The organism is Methylovorus mays, assembly GCF_020531915.1.
GTDB lineage: Bacteria > Pseudomonadota > Gammaproteobacteria > Burkholderiales > Methylophilaceae > Methylovorus > Methylovorus mays.
This window is the reverse complement of record NZ_JAJAVG010000007.1, coordinates 345,344-360,734: the sequence shown is the minus strand read 5'-3', so window position 1 is coordinate 360,734 and position 15,391 is coordinate 345,344. Positions and strand designations below refer to the sequence as shown.

The 15,391-nt window shown below is 56.4% G+C and carries 14 protein-coding genes and 1 tRNA gene; 8 read left to right on the top strand and 7 right to left on the bottom strand.

Annotated elements, in window-relative coordinates:
- Positions 1–7: 7 nt before the first annotated feature.
- Positions 8–1,333, bottom strand: coding sequence for a dihydrolipoyllysine-residue acetyltransferase (gene aceF, locus LG203_RS10330; protein WP_230345680.1), 1,326 nt, complete (start codon positions 1,331–1,333; stop codon positions 8–10).
- 19 nt (positions 1,334–1,352) lie between these two features.
- Complete coding sequence (gene aceE, locus LG203_RS10325) at positions 1,353–4,007, bottom strand: pyruvate dehydrogenase (acetyl-transferring), homodimeric type (RefSeq protein ID WP_230345679.1); 2,655 nt, start codon at positions 4,005–4,007, stop codon at positions 1,353–1,355.
- Between the two features lie 244 nt (positions 4,008–4,251).
- Here aceE and LG203_RS10320 point away from each other — a divergent pair, with 244 nt between their 5' ends.
- Together LG203_RS10320 and LG203_RS10315 are read left to right on the top strand one after the other, a co-directional pair.
- On the top strand, positions 4,252–5,715 hold the full coding sequence (locus LG203_RS10320; RefSeq protein WP_230345678.1) for a M17 family metallopeptidase: 1,464 nt from the start codon (positions 4,252–4,254) through the stop codon (positions 5,713–5,715).
- Between the two features lie 41 nt (positions 5,716–5,756).
- A complete protein-coding gene (locus LG203_RS10315) occupies positions 5,757–6,428 on the top strand; it encodes a Crp/Fnr family transcriptional regulator (protein ID WP_230345677.1) in 672 nt (223 codons plus the stop codon).
- Between the two features lie 10 nt (positions 6,429–6,438).
- On the opposite strand, the gene LG203_RS10310 is transcribed toward LG203_RS10315, so the two are convergent.
- The 5 genes from LG203_RS10310 to LG203_RS10290 all read right to left on the bottom strand — a co-directional run bounded on the left by LG203_RS10310 (position 6,439) and on the right by LG203_RS10290 (position 10,856).
- A complete protein-coding gene (locus tag LG203_RS10310) occupies positions 6,439–8,145 on the bottom strand; it encodes a potassium channel family protein (protein WP_230345676.1) in 1,707 nt (568 codons plus the stop codon).
- Positions 8,146–8,178: 33 nt separating this feature from the next.
- Positions 8,179–8,553, bottom strand: coding sequence for a DUF6394 family protein (locus tag LG203_RS10305; RefSeq protein WP_230345675.1), 375 nt, complete (start codon positions 8,551–8,553; stop codon positions 8,179–8,181).
- 74 nt (positions 8,554–8,627) lie between these two features.
- Positions 8,628–9,614: a CYTH domain-containing protein gene (locus LG203_RS10300; RefSeq protein WP_230345674.1), complete on the bottom strand. Its 987-nt coding sequence runs from the start codon at positions 9,612–9,614 to the stop codon at positions 8,628–8,630.
- Positions 9,604–10,239, bottom strand: a complete 636-nt coding sequence (locus LG203_RS10295) for a ParA family protein (protein ID WP_230345673.1) — start codon at positions 10,237–10,239, stop codon at positions 9,604–9,606. Before LG203_RS10295 ends, LG203_RS10300 begins: the two co-directional genes overlap by 11 nt.
- 164 nt (positions 10,240–10,403) lie before the next feature.
- Positions 10,404–10,856, bottom strand: coding sequence for a SixA phosphatase family protein (locus tag LG203_RS10290; protein ID WP_230345672.1), 453 nt, complete (start codon positions 10,854–10,856; stop codon positions 10,404–10,406).
- An 80-nt stretch (positions 10,857–10,936) separates the two neighbouring features.
- Here LG203_RS10290 and LG203_RS10285 point away from each other — a divergent pair, with 80 nt between their 5' ends.
- The 6 genes from LG203_RS10285 to LG203_RS10260 all read left to right on the top strand — a co-directional run bounded on the left by LG203_RS10285 (position 10,937) and on the right by LG203_RS10260 (position 15,333).
- Positions 10,937–11,902, top strand: a complete 966-nt coding sequence (locus LG203_RS10285; protein ID WP_230345671.1) for a hypothetical protein — start codon at positions 10,937–10,939, stop codon at positions 11,900–11,902.
- On the top strand, positions 11,895–13,601 hold the full coding sequence (gene recJ / locus LG203_RS10280; RefSeq protein ID WP_230345670.1) for a single-stranded-DNA-specific exonuclease RecJ: 1,707 nt from the start codon (positions 11,895–11,897) through the stop codon (positions 13,599–13,601). Before LG203_RS10285 ends, recJ begins: the two co-directional genes overlap by 8 nt.
- A 49-nt stretch (positions 13,602–13,650) precedes the next feature.
- Positions 13,651–14,406, top strand: coding sequence for a triose-phosphate isomerase (tpiA, locus tag LG203_RS10275; protein WP_013441501.1), 756 nt, complete (start codon positions 13,651–13,653; stop codon positions 14,404–14,406).
- A 50-nt stretch (positions 14,407–14,456) separates the two neighbouring features.
- The gene (secG, locus tag LG203_RS10270; protein WP_230345669.1) at positions 14,457–14,807 is read left to right on the top strand and encodes a preprotein translocase subunit SecG; all 351 of its coding nucleotides are present in this window, start codon (positions 14,457–14,459) and stop codon (positions 14,805–14,807) included.
- A 29-nt stretch (positions 14,808–14,836) separates the two neighbouring features.
- Positions 14,837–14,921, top strand: a tRNA-Leu gene (locus LG203_RS10265).
- 55 nt (positions 14,922–14,976) lie between these two features.
- Complete coding sequence (locus LG203_RS10260; protein WP_015829529.1) at positions 14,977–15,333, top strand: NADH-quinone oxidoreductase subunit A; 357 nt, start codon at positions 14,977–14,979, stop codon at positions 15,331–15,333.
- The last annotated feature ends 58 nt before the right edge of the window (positions 15,334–15,391 follow it).

The window sequence follows — 15,391 nt, the reverse complement described above, 5'->3', positions numbered from 1 at the left end:
AAACCCTTTACAGCAAGAGACGGCGAACGTCGGACAGCATCATGCGCAGGTGGCTGGTAAAGCGCGCACCATCGGCACCATCGATCACGCGGTGGTCGTAAGACAATGACAACGGCAGGATCAGACGCGGCTCGAAGCCTTTGGTCTTGGGGTCATACACCGGCTGGAAGCTGGAGCGTGATACGCCCAGGATCGCCACTTCAGGGCAATTGATGATGGGCGTGAATGCCGTGCCACCGATACCACCCAGACTGGAAATCGTGAAGCAACCACCCTGCATTTCCTCGATCTTGAGTTTGCGCTCGCGTGCCTTGGCAGACAGGTCGGCCAGGTCGCGGGCAATATCCAGCACATCTTTCTGGTTCACATCACGGATCACGGGTACGACCAGGCCATCCGGCGTGTCGCAGGCAAACCCGATGTGGTAATACTGCTTGAGGATCAGCTCGTCGCCAGCAGGGGAGAGCGAGGAATTGAAATTGGGGTAAGTGCGCAGCGCGTTAACCACGGCTTTCATCAGGAAGGCCAGCATGGTGAGTTTCACACCGCGCTTGGCAGCCTCGTCCTGCATGGACTTGCGGAAGTCTTCCAGATCGGTGATATCGGCTTCGTCGAATTGCGTGACGTGCGGTGCAGTCACCCAGTTGCGATGCAGGTTGGCACCTGACAGCTTCTTGATGCGCGACATCGGCTTTTGCTCAATGCTGCCGAACTGGCTGAAATCAATGACCGGTGCCTGTGAAACGGCAATGCCACCGGCGGCGCCACTGCTTTGCGGCTTGGCCAGTTGGGCTTTTACATAGGCTTGCACATCGCTTTGCAGGATGCGGTTTTTCGGGCCGCTGCCACTGACCAGCGACAGGTTGACGCCGAGCTCGCGCGCAAACTTGCGGATGGATGGGCTGGCGTGGGCCAGTTTGCCAGGCGCAGCTGCTGTGCTGGCGGCAACCGGATTAGGCGTGGCTTGCGGCTGGATCACCTTGGGTGGCTCAGCCACGGGACGGGTAGGCGCAGGCACGGCCTGCTCCTGTACCGAGGTCACCACTGGCGGAGCAGTAGGGGCTGGCGCAGGCTTGGCTGCGGTCGCCTGTTCTTCTGCGGCATCCAGCGTCAGGATCAATGTGCCTTGAGCGGCCTTGTCACCTACCTTGATACTGACTTCCTTGACCACACCGCCAAAGGGGGCGGGGATGTCCATGGAGGCCTTGTCGGATTCCAGGGTCACCAGCGAGTCATCCTTGGCGACGGTGTCGCCAGCTTTGACCAGCACTTCGATGACATCTACGCTATCAAAATTGCCGATATCGGGGACGAGTACTTCCTTGATTGCCATTTTCTAATCGTCTCCTGAATTAAAGAGTCACCGGGTTTGGACGGGTGATATCGATGTTGTATTTCTTGATTGCTTCAGCGGCTTTCGCTGCAGGCAGCTTGCCTTCGTCAGCCAGCGCCTTGAGGGCGGCCAGCACGACATAGTAGCGGTCCACTTCGAAGAAGCTGCGCAAGGCTTCGCGCGAATCGGAACGGCCGAAGCCATCGGTGCCCAGCACCACATAGCGTTGCGGAATGAAGTTGCGGATCTGATCAGCAAACGAGCGCATGTAGTCAGTAGAGGCAATGACCGGGCCTTCGGCCTTGGACAGTTGCTGTGCCACATAACTTTGCTTTTGTTTCTTTTCCGGATTGAGCAGGTTCCAGCGCTCGACATCCAGACCTTCACGACGCAGCTCGGTAAAGCTGGTGACGCTCCAGATATCGGCGGATACGCCCCAGTCTTTTTCCAGCAGTTCGCCGGCGGCAATCACTTCGCGCAGAATCACGCCGCTGCCCATGAGTTGTACCTTGGGGCCCTTGGCTTTGGATTTGCTGAAGTTGTAGATGCCTTTGAGGATGCCTTCTTCAGAACCCTTGGGCATGGCCGGATGGCTGTAGTTTTCGTTCATCAGGGTGATGTAGTAGTACACATCTTCCTGGTTCTGCACCATGCGGCGCAGGCCTTCCTGAATGATCACGGCCAGCTCGTAGGCAAAGGTCGGGTCATAGGAAATGCAATTCGGCACGGTGGCAGACATCAGATGGCTATGGCCATCTTCGTGCTGCAGACCTTCGCCATTCAGCGTGGTGCGGCCGGCAGTGGCACCGAGCAGGAAGCCACGGGTACGGCTGTCGCCAGCGGCCCACGCCAGGTCGCCAATACGCTGGAAACCGAACATGGAATAGAAGATGTAGAACGGGATCATCTGCACGCCGGTCACGCTATAAGACGTGCCTGCTGCAATCCAGGACGAGAATGAACCGGCTTCGTTGATGCCTTCTTCCAGGATCTGGCCGTCTTTGGATTCCTTGTAGAACATGACCTGGTCAGCATCCTGCGGCTCATACAGCTGACCCAGGTGCGAATAGATGCCCAGCTGGCGGAACATGCCTTCCATACCAAAGGTGCGGGCTTCGTCCGGCACGATAGGTACCACGAATTTGCCCAGTTGCTTGTCGCGCACCAGGGTGGAGAGAATGCGCACAAAGGCCATGGTGGTCGAGATTTCGCGCTCGCCGGTGGCCCCCAGCATGTTTTCAAAGGCGGAAAGCTCGGGCACCGTCAGTTCGTTACCCTTGCGACGGCGTGATGGCACAAAGCCGCCCATGGCTTCGCGACGCTGCTTCATGTATTGCATTTCGGGGCTGTCGTCCGCCGGCTTGTAGAAGGACAGGTTTTCTACCTGTTCGTCGGTCAGCGGCAGATCAAAACGATCACGGAATGCCTTCAGGGAGGCAATATCCATGCTCTTTTGCTGGTGGGTCGTGTTCTGACCTTCGCCAGCTTCGCCCATGCCGTAGCCCTTGACCGTCTTGGCCAGGATCACGGTAGGTTGACCCTTGTGGTTGACTGCCGAGTGGTAGGCCGCGTACACCTTGTGTGGATCGTGACCGCCACGGTTGAGGCGCCAGATATCCTCATCGGACATGGCGGCTACCATTTCCTTCAGCTCAGGATACTTGCCGAAGAAATGTTCGCGGGTATAGGCGCCACCCTTGGCCTTGAAGTTCTGGTATTCGCCGTCCACGGCTTCTTCCATGCGCTTCTTGAGCAGGCCATCCTTGTCCATGGCCAGCAATGGATCCCAGTAGGAACCCCAGATCACCTTGAGCACATTCCAGCCGGAGCCACGGAAATCGGATTCCAGTTCCTGGATGATCTTGCCATTGCCGCGTACCGGACCGTCCAGACGTTGCAGGTTACAGTTGATGACGAAAATCAGGTTGTCGAGCTTTTCGCGGGCGGCCAGCGAAATCGCACCCAGCGATTCCGGTTCATCCATTTCACCGTCACCGCAGAAGACCCAGACCTTGCGATCGGAGGTATCGGCAATGCCGCGGTCATGCAGGTATTTCAGGAAACGTGCCGTGTAGATGCCCTGCAATGGGCCCAGGCCCATGGATACCGTAGGGAATTGCCAGAAATCTGGCATCAGCCATGGGTGTGGGTAGGATGACAGGCCATTGCCGCCAGTCTCCATCCGGAAGTTGGATAATTGTTCTTCAGTAATGCGGCCTTCAAGGAAGGCGCGGGCATATACCCCAGGGGACGAGTGCCCCTGGAACAGCACCAGGTCGCCGCCGAAGTTATCGGAAGCGGCGCGGAAAAAGTGGTTGAACCCGGTGTCATACAGCGTGGCAGCAGACTGGAAGCTGGCAATGTGGCCGCCGACGCCAGGGGATTTTTCATTGGCGCGCAATACCGTCATGATCGCGTTCCAGCGTACCAGTGCGCGGATCTTGCGCTCCATGGCGGTATCGCCTGGATGCTTGGGCTGCAGGTGGGCTGGAATGGTGTTAACGTAGGCCGTGGTGGCATTGTACGGAAGGTATGCGCCTGAGCGTCTTGCCTTGTCTACCAGGGTTTCGAGCAAAAAGTGCGCGCGTTCTGATCCCTCGTTCTCAAGTACCGCATCGATGGCTTCCAGCCACTCGTGGGTTTCTTGAGGGTCAATATCGGGGGTTAATGCCATGTGAGAAGTCTCCGGGAAACTTTTGTCTATGCTGTAGGTATAATCAGCCAAGGACTTATTGTTGTGCTTGAACTGAAGCTTGAGTGCCGAGGCAGTTTTTGACTGACTGACTTAAGGCGATATATTGGCTTTTTTGACTATTTTGGTCAAGTTAAGCATCTCCAGTAGATTTAAAACTTCTGCTGCTAAGTGCCCGCAAAATCTGAAAAATTTGTAACAAACTGTATACATTCCAAGAGGGTTTATGGCCATCCAATTAAAGCAAAATGCAGCATATGCTGATGCCAGCCAGCTTAACAACGCGACGCATATCCTGTTTGTACTCCCCGCCAAGCGGCCGCAGGATCTCCCCCATGCATCGGTGCTGGATGCCAGAATGAAGCGGCAGCGCAGTCTATATGCTGAACTTGCCAAATCCCCCTTGACCGCAGATTTGCCTGAAGGCGCCAGGGCAAGCTGGGTCGTGCTTGAGCAAAAGCAATCTGTGTTCCAGCGGCACACCCTGTTGCGCAAAGCCGTCAAGCCATTGCTGGATGAGTCGCCCGCGCAATTGGTGATTGCGGTATATGGTGACGCGGAAGAGGCCGCGCAGGCAGCCGCAGAGGCTTTATATGTGATCGAGGTGAATGCTGGCGTGTTGCCCACCCGCAAATCCAAGCCAAAAAAACATGTGCTCAAGACGATTCATCTCTATGGACACAAGCGTGCCGACGGCTTTGCGGCGGTGCGTGCACGTGCCCAGGGCAATATTCTGGTGCGCCAGCTCACCGTGTTGCCGCCGAATGAGCTGACGCCTGCGCTGTACCGCGACCGTATTGCTGAGCTGGCAGACAAGCATGGCTGGGACCATGAGAGCTTTGACATGAAGAAGCTCGGCAAAATGGGCGCCGGGGCATTTGTAGCGGTGGGCCAGGGTTCCGATCCGCAAGACGCCGCGATTGTGCATCTGCGCTATAAACCCAAGCATGCCAAAAAGCGCATCTCGCTGGTGGGTAAAGGCATCTGTTTTGATACGGGTGGTCACAATCTTAAACCCGCCCGCTACATGAATGGCATGCATGAGGACATGAACGGCTCCGCCGTGGTGCTGGGAACGCTGCTCGCTGCTACCGAGGCCGGCTTGCCAGTGGAAATTGATGCCTGGCTTGCCATTGCGCAGAACCACATCGGCCCGCGGGCCTATAAACAGAATGACGTCATTACCGCGCTTAACGGTACCACCATCGAGATTGTGCATACCGATGCCGAAGGCCGCATGGTGCTGGCGGACACGCTTACCCTGGCTTCACGCCAGAAGCCGGACCTGATGATCGACTTCGCCACGCTGACTGGCAGCATGGTGACGGCGGTGGGCAATCGCTACAGCGGTGTGCTGGGCAATCGCCCGGAGATGCTGTGCCATGCGGTGGCGGCCGGCAATGCGGCGGGCGAGCGGGTTTGTGCATTTCCATTTGATGAGGATTATGAAGAAGATCTGGATAGTGATATTGCCGATATCAAGCAATGCACGCTGGACTCGGATGCTGACCATATTATTGCAGCGCGTTTCCTCTCACGCTTTATCGAAGGCGATATTCCCTGGATGCATGTGGACCTTGCCGCTGTGAACCGCAAAGGCGGGCTGGGGGCGGTTGCTACGGATACCACCGGTTTCGGGGTTGGTTTTACTCTCAATGTGATAGCGGCTTTTATGGCGGCCAAGACATGAGAGCCAGTTGCAAGTATTACTAAGCAGTACGCGGGGGAGCCGTGGCACACATCAAACCCATTACCGATCTGGACTGGCTGGTGCAATTCCCAGCGCTGATGGCACTGGAGCCCGAGGCGCGGAGCTTGCTGCTGAAGCATGCGCGGGTGGTGGAGGCGCCCGTCGGCACCATAGGCTATGAAGAGGGCACGCCTTGCCACGCTTATGTGCTGAGATTGGCTGGTCAATCGCGCGTGTTCAAGCTTTCCAGTAGCGGCCGTGAGATTTTGCTGTACCGCGTTACCGGAGGTGAAACCTGCGTGCTGACGACCACCTGTCTGTTGGGCTCCAGTGATTATCCGGCATCGACCATCGTGGAGGAGCCGATACGCGACATTCTGGTGCCCGCCGCTGCCTTTCACGAAATGATGCTGGAATCGCGCGTCTTCCGCCGCTTTGTCATGGAAAATTATGGCGCGCTGATCAGCGATCTGATTGTGTTGCTGGACGAAGTGGCTTTTCATAGCCTGGACGCCCGGCTCGCCAAACTGCTGCTGGAGGAACCAGGGGATCAGGTGCGTCGCACCCATCAACAACTCGCGGATGAGCTGGGCACGGCGCGTGAAGTGGTGAGCCGCCAGCTCAAGCGATTCGAGATAAAAGGCTGGCTGGCGCTAGGGCGTGGCAAACTGGAGTTGCTGGATCGGGCCGCGCTGGAGCGCATGATCCATTAAGTCAGGCTTCTTATAGGGAAGCGTTGTGTGCGGATTTGCGGCGTTTGATCTGCCGCCACAGCCAGCTATCCGCCAGCTGCTGGTCATGCAGCATGTAGCGCATGGTTTTGAAATCTCCCAGCGCGTACGTCGTGGTGCTCTTGGCGTTGTCATGGCCGCAAAACAGGATGCGGTCGCCGCGTTCAAGCGCGATGTTGGCTTCAGGCAGCAGAAGGGGCTGATGGTGGCGCAATATCATCAAGGGCACAATCGGCAGGCTGGTTTCGCGATGATGCGGGTTGCGCAGGATGTCCGCCAGCGTAATGGGTTCATGCGCTAGCATATGAAACAGGGCGGGCGTATTTTCCTGGGTAATGCTGATGGCCCAGGTTTCCGGCACATTTTCACCCACGGTTTCCACCAGACGCTGGATCAGGTTATTGGCCCAGACATTACTTTGCAGCCGGACCAGACTCAGGAATTGCGCCAGCAGTGGTGAAATCATGTTGGCCAGACATTCATGCGCAATGATGTCGCTGGGCTCCATGGTGATGTCGGCCTTGAAATGCTCAAACAGGGCGGCGTTGAAACGTTTGTTCTTGCGCAATACCACAAACAGATCGGGATTCATCTCGCGCGCCGTCATGACGATGGACAGGTTGTTGATATCGTCATTGGTGCCTGCCACGATACCGACCGCTTCATGCACGCCTGCCTGTTGTAGCGTCTCTTTCTCGGTGCCATTGCCTACGATGCATTCCTTGCATCCGGTGCGCTCCGGGTCAGCCTCAATGATGGTGGTAACGATGTGTTCGAGCTCCAGATTCTGCACAACCGAACGGCCAAATCGACCATAACCGCAAACAATCCATTTGCCGATGGGTGGGCAGATCGGCGATTTCAGGCTTTCCCCAGGCACACCGGTCAACCATTCATGTAGCAGGTAAGTGCCGATGGCGTGCACTTCCATCGCCAGGTGGTCGCCGAATATCGTATAAGGATTGATGATGTGGTCGGTACCAAACGAGGCCATGTTGGAAGCTGTCTGCTCGGTTTCAGCGCGCCCTAGCACGCGCAGCTCCGGGCTGATCAGCTTCACTGCCACGGCAATGGCGAGATTGGCATGATCGTCATTGGTGAGGGCGGCTACACCCTGACACATCGGGTTTTTCAGCCCGGCACGCAGCAGGGTTTCGGGCAGCTTGGCATCTGCGCACAGGTTGGGAATATCAAACTGATAATCTTCCAGCTCAAGTTCATTGATGCGCTCCTGCTCCAGCTCGATCACCACCACGCGAACTTCGTTCTTGTCCAGCGCGCGCACCAGCAGGCTGCCGGTTTCGCCATAGCCACAGACGATATAAAACGGTTCCATCAGATGGCTGACCTCGCGCGCAAAGCGGGAGGTGGTAAAGGCCTGGCGCAGGCCCGGATCCTGAAACAGGGTAATGATCTTACCTATGGCGTAAAACCAGGGGATCACTGTGAGGTAGATGGAAAACGCCATCCACATGCGCTGCGCGGTGGAGTAAGGGAAGGGGACTTCACCAAAGCCAATGGTGGTGGCGGTATAACTGATGACGTAAAACGCTTCAAAAATGCTGAGCCGCCATGGGTGGCCCTCCGGATCTACCCCCGGCATGAGCGACATGCCGGCGACCGCGATGGTGTAGCTGACAATGACCGCGATGATAGGCAGGCGCATGCGCCTGAGAATCAGAAACAGGATGTTGTTCACGACGTGGCGGCTTTGCGCTTCGCTTGCCTTGGCCTAGCGCTTGATCTGGATGGTTTCTGCAATCAGCAGAACCACGGAGGTGATGTTGGCAAGCAGTGCGCCGCCCGAGAGCGATACGACACTGACGATAACGCTGGGGTCATCGCCCTGCGTGCCTGCTGCTGCCCAGAGGATGGCCGCGGCAATCAGTTGCAGATCCGCTACCAGGCTGGTGGCCAGGTGGATGGCGCCAATATGGGTGCGGTCGCCGAACTTGAGTACGGTGGCAATCAGATTCACCACAATCGCGATGTAGAGCTCATACGCATGATGGTGGTGTGGATTATCAATGTCGCCCGTAAAAAATCCGAAATTCAGCGTCAAGGCCAACAGGATAAAAAAACCAAAAATAACTTTCTCGAGATTCATGCTATTCCTTTGAGCTGTTGAAGCTAAAGCGGTTGCCCATTATGCAGAGCTTGCCAGGGCTGGACAAGCGTTGCCTATGCCAGTAACCAGGCGCCGGTTTGCAGCAATAGACGCTGACAACGCTGGCCTTGCAGCAATGTGTGGATGTGGCGCGGTACTGCGTGGTCATGCGGTTTCATGGCATCAACTGCGTCCTGCAGCCAGTGGTATTCGGTCAGCAATGCAGCAGGTGCGTGTTTGTATATCTGCAACGCGCTGACCATGTGATGCAAGGTGGTGCGGATCTCGGCGATGGCATGCTGCTGGAGCTCCGTGGTATCGGCTTCGAGCAGGGTTTGCTTGCTTTGCAGATGATGCAGATATGCCCAGGCGAGTTTGGTGAAATCTGCTTTATCCAGCACGTGCGGCAATGTGGTCGTGGTCAATGCTGAAAGATCGGGCGGCAGCGTGCGGTAATGTCCATAACCGCGTTGTGCCTTGCTGATGTTTTCGATGGTGAGCGGAATATCTGCCTGCAAGGCCAACGCCAGCGAAAACACCTGTGCGGCATTGCCACTTTTGAGTTCGATTTCGACCTCGCTGATGGTTTCGCGGATATGGCTGCCCACTTGCAACTCCCCCAGATCAAGCGCTACTTCCAGTGCCGTGCCATCCGGCATGCGCAATTGCCATTCGGTGCGTTCCACATCGGTAACAAAGATAGGCTGCAAGGCGTCGCGCAATGCATTGTCGGCAAATATGGCGGCCAGGGCGGGCTCGGTAATTTTGCTGAAATCAGGCTCGCTGCCGCTGACGATGTCTTCCCACTCCATGCGCTGGTGCAGGCCTGCCACAGATGAGCCTGCGGCTTTCACCGCCTGAAACCAGCCCCCGGACATGCTGCGCACGCGCAGGCTGATTTCGGCATCCAGCAAACGCAGGTCTGGCGTATCGAAGTAGGTGCTGATGAGCTGGCGCGTGAGCGGGCCATGCTCCAGCCCGTGTGTCAGGGCGGGCTGGTTGAACAGACGTGTTGTGTCAGCCGCGGCTATGCGCAGCTTCAGTTCTATTTCATTTGGCATTGCGGTCTGCGTTTACCAGCCAGTGCAGCAGAGGCGCCCATTGCTGTAAATCGCGGGTGACCTGCGATGGGCGAATGTCAAACAGGCTGGCGCCTTGTTCGGCGACCAGGGCATAAATCTGCGCATCCCGCAGGTTACCCATGACAGGGAAACCGCTTTTATCCAGATAGCGCTGCAAATTTGCAGCCGAGCGGGTACGGCTATCGATGCGCATGCCGACGACGGCCACAAAGGTACGCTCTTTGCGCACGGCTTTTTCTTCGCGCAAAGTTTCTAAAAATTCCTGGCTGGCGCCAATATCAAACGCCGAGGGCTGAATGGGCACAATGACCCAGTCGGCTGTTTTCACGGCTTCGGTGAGCTTGTCGCCGCGCAGTCCGGCGGGGGAGTCGATGATGGTCCAGTCAGCACTCAGGCTGTCTGCATGTTTGCCGCGACCATCCATGCCATGGATCAAGGGCAATTGACTCGGTCTGCGCTCCAGCCATTGCAGGGAGGATTGTTGCCTGTCCATGTCGGACAGCACCACATGACGTCCGCGACTGGCAAAGTACCCGGCGAGATTGGTGGCCAGTGTGGTTTTGCCACTGCCTCCCTTGGGGTTGGCGATCAGTACAGTTCTCAAATTCAGTTTTCCTTGTTTGCCTGGGTGGTGCGCCAGTCAGTGGCTGGCAGCATTACTCTGCGAGGCATTTTTCTTGTATCGGTATTTGTTTGAGCGCTTGATTTTGCGTGTTCAGGGTTATGTGAGGCACCCGATAGCTTGCGATGTATCCCAAATTAACGTGTTTATAGATGATCCGGCGAAATAACCGCACGCAATATGGTCTGGTCTTCATGGGCACGCTGGCGATTGCTCAGCCACCAGATGTTGCCTTTCTTGACGCACCAGTATTGAATCTTTCCGCTCATGGCCAGCGCGGCGGCCATGCCCAGCGAGGGCTGATGCCCGACGACCAGCACTGCGCCCTGTGCCTTGGGCCAACCGGCGGCATGCAATACATCATGCGGAGCTGCGCCGGGGGCGAGGGCGTCTACTGTCGTGAAATCCATTCCCAGTGCCAGCGCGGTTTGCTGGGTGCGCGTCGCGGGGCTCACGATAATACGGGTATCCGGTGGCATATGCTGGCGTAGCCATTCGCCCATGGCCGCAGCCTGTTTTTTGCCATTGGCCGTGAGGGCGCGCGTGATGTCAGGTGAGGTGTCGTCTGCTTCGGCATGACGCCATAAAATGAGATCCATATAGCGTATCATTCTGTTAAGTTGAATATATCTTAGCGCCTGCACGGCGTATAACAAAGTGACATCTAAGTGAACCTGAAGTGAATCTCCAGATTTTCCTGAAAACACCGCACACATTAATGACCATGAGTCCCGCTGTGGCGGCGACCTTTGAGCGTCTGCTGGCAGTCGGTCGACGTGAGTTTCTTGCAACGACCATTGACGAAATGCTGTGCAGCAGCGCCGGGGTGGTCAGCCAGCAGGACTGGCCGCTGGCAGCATTGGCGGCGCCGGCTGACGGTATTTCGCTGTCGACCGAGTATGTGTTTTTTGCTCAGCCCGTACATCTTCAACTGCAGCGCGACTCTTTTACGATTGCCGGGCCCGGGACTCTGCAACTGCAAAAAGCGGAGGCAGATGCCTTGCTTGCTTTATTGAACCAGCATTTTGCGGAGCAGGGGCTTAAGTTTGTACAGAGCCCGCATTGTGCTGATCGCTGGTATTTGCAGGTGGAAACACCACCGCATATTCAAACTACCCCGGTGGATGTGGCCTTGGGGCGCGATATTCGCAGCCTGTTACCGCATGGACAGGATGCGGCTTTCTGGAATGCTTTTTTGAATGAAGTGCAGATGTTGCTGTTTGAGCATCCGCTTAATCAGGCGCGCGAGGCGCGGGGTGCCTTGCCGGTAAGCGGCGTATGGGTGTATGGCGGCGGTGAATCGCCAGCTAAATCCCCCCGCGTATTGCCGCTACTCTTTGCGGAGGATGCCGTGGCGCGTGGTCTGGCTACACTGCAGGCGGGCGAATGCCATGGGGTGCCGCAAGATATGCGCGAGGTGCTGCGACATGAAGCGACGCATGCCTGGCTGGTTCCGGTTGAGTCGGCAGCCGCGGTGGTGAATGGATTGCCCATGCTATGGCAGGCGCTGCGTCGCGGCGGGCTAAGTCAGCTGGAGCTCAATATCGCCCTGGGAGATAGGGTGTTGCAGTGTCGCGTGGGGAAATGGGATACCTATCAATTCTGGCGCAAATCCAGACCGTGGACGGAGGTGCTTGGTGGTTAATATTGTGAGACGCGAGCCTGATGAGATTGCGGTTGCCGCACTGGCAGCCAGTGGCTTGTCGCCTTTGATGGCGCAGCTGCTCGCGGCACGCGGGGTTAAAACGCCAGTGCAGCTTGAAGCCTCCCTCGCCGGGCTGATTCCTCCTGATCGCTTGACCCATAATCCTCGTATGGCGGCTTTGCTGGCAGATGCGATTGTCGCAAAGCGTTCTCTGCTGGTGGTGGGCGATTATGATGCGGACGGGGCCACCGCCACCGCCGTGATGGTGCGCGGCTTGCGCATGCTGGGGGCGGTGGTGGATTTTCTGGTGCCTAACCGCTTTGAATATGGCTACGGCCTGACGCCCGAAATTGTGGAGCTTGCTGCTCAGTCCAGGCCGGATTTCATCATTACCGTCGATAATGGCATTGCCAGCGTCGATGGGGTGGCGCGTGCCAATGCGCTGGGCATATCCGTGCTGGTCACGGATCACCATTTGCCCGGCGACCAAGTGCCGGCAGCCGCATGCATTGTGAATCCCAATCAGCATGGCTGTGACTTCCCCAGCAAGCATCTCGCTGGAGTCGGTGTGGCGTTTTATGTGATGCTGGGTTTGCGTGCCGAGATGCGGGCAAGAGGGTTGTTTGAGGGTAGGGCTGAGCCGAATTTGACCAGTCTGCTGGACTTGGTAGCCTTGGGTACGGTGGCTGACCTGGTCAAGCTGGATGAGAACAATCGCATTCTGGTCGAGCAGGGGCTGCGCCGCATTCGTGCTGGCCAGTGCAGCCCGGGTATTTTGTGGCTGATGCGTCTGGCAGGTCGCGAGCCTGCCTCAAGTTGTGCGCAGGATCTTGGCTTCAGCGTGGGCCCGCGGCTTAATGCGGCAGGTCGCCTGGATGACATGACGCTGGGTATCAGCTGCCTCTTGGCTGAGGATGATCAGTCAGCCCATGCCATGGCCCAGCAACTGCATGCCCTGAACCATGAGCGCCGCAGTATAGAAGCCGATATGCAGGAAAGTGCACTGGCAGAGCTGGATGGGCTGGATGCAGAAGGCCGCTATAGCCTGAGTTTGTATCAGCCAGAGTGGCACCAGGGCGTCATTGGCATTCTGGCGTCGCGGATCAAGGAGCGTTACCATCGCCCCGTGATTGCCTTTGCCCAGGCGGGCGATGGGGTACTCAAAGGCTCGGGGCGTTCGATACTCGGGCTGCATCTGCGGGATGCGCTAGATCTGCTGTCCAAGCGTGAGCCTGATCTGATACTCAAGTTTGGCGGGCATGCCATGGCAGCTGGGCTCAGTATTCGCGAAAATGATATGGAGCGTTTCCGGCTGGGCTTCGAGTCTGTGGTGGCAGGCTTGCTGACTCCAGCGGATCTGGAGTCCATTATTGAAGTCGATGGTGCGCTGGCGCTGGATGACATGCACTGGGATGTGGCGGTGGCCCTGCAACGCCAGGTATGGGGGCAGGGATTTCCTCCGCCAATGTTTTGCGACGAGTTCGAGGTGGTGGCACAACGTATCGTCGGCGGCAAGCATCTCAAGCTCACGTTATCGACCCGAGGACGCGCCGTGGATGCGATATTTTTCCGGCAGGAGGAGTTTTTGCCGCAGTATGTCACGGCCGTGTACGAATTGCAGACCAACGCCTTTAATGGCGCCCGCAACGTACAGTTGCTGATCAAGCACTGGCAGCCTGTGCCGGCGCAGTCAAATTGACTGCCAAGCGGGCTGCACGGTACCATTCTGAAAATTTTTAGGTATTCATATGCGTCGTAAGCTGGTGGTCGCTAATTGGAAAATGCATGGCGACCTTGCGCAAAACAAGGTGCTGTTTGATGCGTTCAGGCAGCGGCTTGATCATTTGACCTCGGCCGATTTTGCGGTCTGTGTGCCATACCCTTATCTATTCCAGGCGCAGCAGGAGTTGCAGGGCAGCCATATTGCCTGGGGCGCGCAGAATGTCGCCAAACATGAAGTTGGTGCGTATACCGGGGAAGTCAGTGCCCGCATGCTCAAGGACTTTGGTGCCAGCTATGTGATTGTGGGGCATTCCGAGCGCAGTACCGCCTATTGCGAAAGTGACGAAAATATTGCCGCCAAGTTTGTGGTGGCACGCAAATCGGGCATCACGCCTGTGCTTTGCCTGGGCGAGACCCTGGCCGAGCGCGAGTCCGGCCTGTGCCATCAAGTGATTGCCAGCCAGATCGATGCCGTGCTGAAGACGGTGGGGGCTGGCGTGTTTGCGCATGCGGTTGTTTCATATGAGCCAGTATGGGCCATCGGCACAGGTTTATCTGCAACACCGGAACAAGCGCAGCAGGTACATGCGTTTATCCGTGATAGAATCGCCGCGCTGGATGTGCATGCGGCAGAAACCGTAAGAATTCTGTATGGGGGTAGCGTAAATCCCCTAAATGCGTCACAATTATTCGTTATGCCGGATATAGACGGCGGTTTGATTGGCAGATGTTCATTGAATGCCAACGATTTTGAGGAAATTTGTCGCGCTGCTTGTCAGTAGATTTGATAAAATCAAACTAAAGCTGACTTAAGCAGTGGATTTGAGAGAACATGGAAACTTTAGTATCAATTGTGCACGTATTGGCTGCACTCGGTGTTATCGGATTGGTATTGCTTCAGCACGGCAAGGGTGCTGATATGGGTGCTGCTTTTGGTAGTGGTGCATCTGGCAGCCTATTCGGTGTTAGCGGATCCTCCAACTTCATGAGTCGTGCCACCGCTATTTTTGTGGCCATCTTCTTTGCTACCAGCTTGACCCTGGCTTACATGTCGAGCCATCGCACCCAGGGCTCAAGCGTCGTCAAGCTTCCAACGAATTCTGTTGTCGCACCTGGCAAGGCAAGCGAAAGCGCGCCAGCCAAACCTGCTGAATCCTCACCAGCAAAGGATGTGCCGCAGTAATAGTTGTATTGGCTTTAGCAGCCAGACTTGCCGTCGTGGTGGAATTGGTAGACACGCTATCTTGAGGGGGTAGTGTCGAAAGACGTATGAGTTCGAGTCTCATCGACGGCACCAATAATTAAAATGCTCAATCACAATTACGTGCATTGAGTTAAATTGGGGCGTGAACATGCTGGAAAACTACTTTCCTATATTACTGTTCATCATCGTCGGTTTAGCCGTCGGTATAGCCCCTATTGTCCTTGGCAAGGTGGTGGCCCCCAGCCGCCCTGACGCCGAAAAAAATTCTCCCTATGAATGCGGCTTTGAAGCTTTCGAAGACGCTCGCATGAAATTCGACGTACGTTACTACCTCGTCGCTATCCTCTTTATCCTGTTCGATCTTGAAATCGCTTTCCTTTTCCCTTGGGCCGTAGTGCTGCAGGAGATTGGTCTTTTCGGTTTTATTGCCATGCTGGTTTTCCTGGGAATTCTGGTGGTGGGTTTCGTCTACGAATGGATGAAGGGGGCGCTCGAGTGGGAATAAACTTCCATCGCTGTCCTGGTAATGTGCCATTGGCGGCGCATGTTCAGTCGGCTGCCTT

Bases quoted from the DNA above. Each gene is read 5' to 3' on its own strand.
- LG203_RS10300 (WP_230345674.1), bottom strand. From the start codon at position 9,614: ATGCCAAATGAAATAGAACTGAAGCTGCGCATAGCCGCGGCTGACACA.
- aceF (WP_230345680.1), bottom strand. From the start codon at position 1,333: ATGGCAATCAAGGAAGTACTCGTCCCCGATATCGGCAATTTTGATAGC.
- LG203_RS10320 (WP_230345678.1), top strand. From the start codon at position 4,252: ATGGCCATCCAATTAAAGCAAAATGCAGCATATGCTGATGCCAGCCAG.
- LG203_RS10290 (WP_230345672.1), bottom strand. From the start codon at position 10,856: ATGGATCTCATTTTATGGCGTCATGCCGAAGCAGACGACACCTCACCT.
- tpiA (WP_013441501.1), top strand. From the start codon at position 13,651: ATGCGTCGTAAGCTGGTGGTCGCTAATTGGAAAATGCATGGCGACCTT.
- secG (WP_230345669.1), top strand. From the start codon at position 14,457: ATGGAAACTTTAGTATCAATTGTGCACGTATTGGCTGCACTCGGTGTT.
- aceE (WP_230345679.1), bottom strand. From the start codon at position 4,007: ATGGCATTAACCCCCGATATTGACCCTCAAGAAACCCACGAGTGGCTG.
- LG203_RS10260 (WP_015829529.1), top strand. From the start codon at position 14,977: ATGCTGGAAAACTACTTTCCTATATTACTGTTCATCATCGTCGGTTTA.
- LG203_RS10305 (WP_230345675.1), bottom strand. From the start codon at position 8,553: ATGAATCTCGAGAAAGTTATTTTTGGTTTTTTTATCCTGTTGGCCTTG.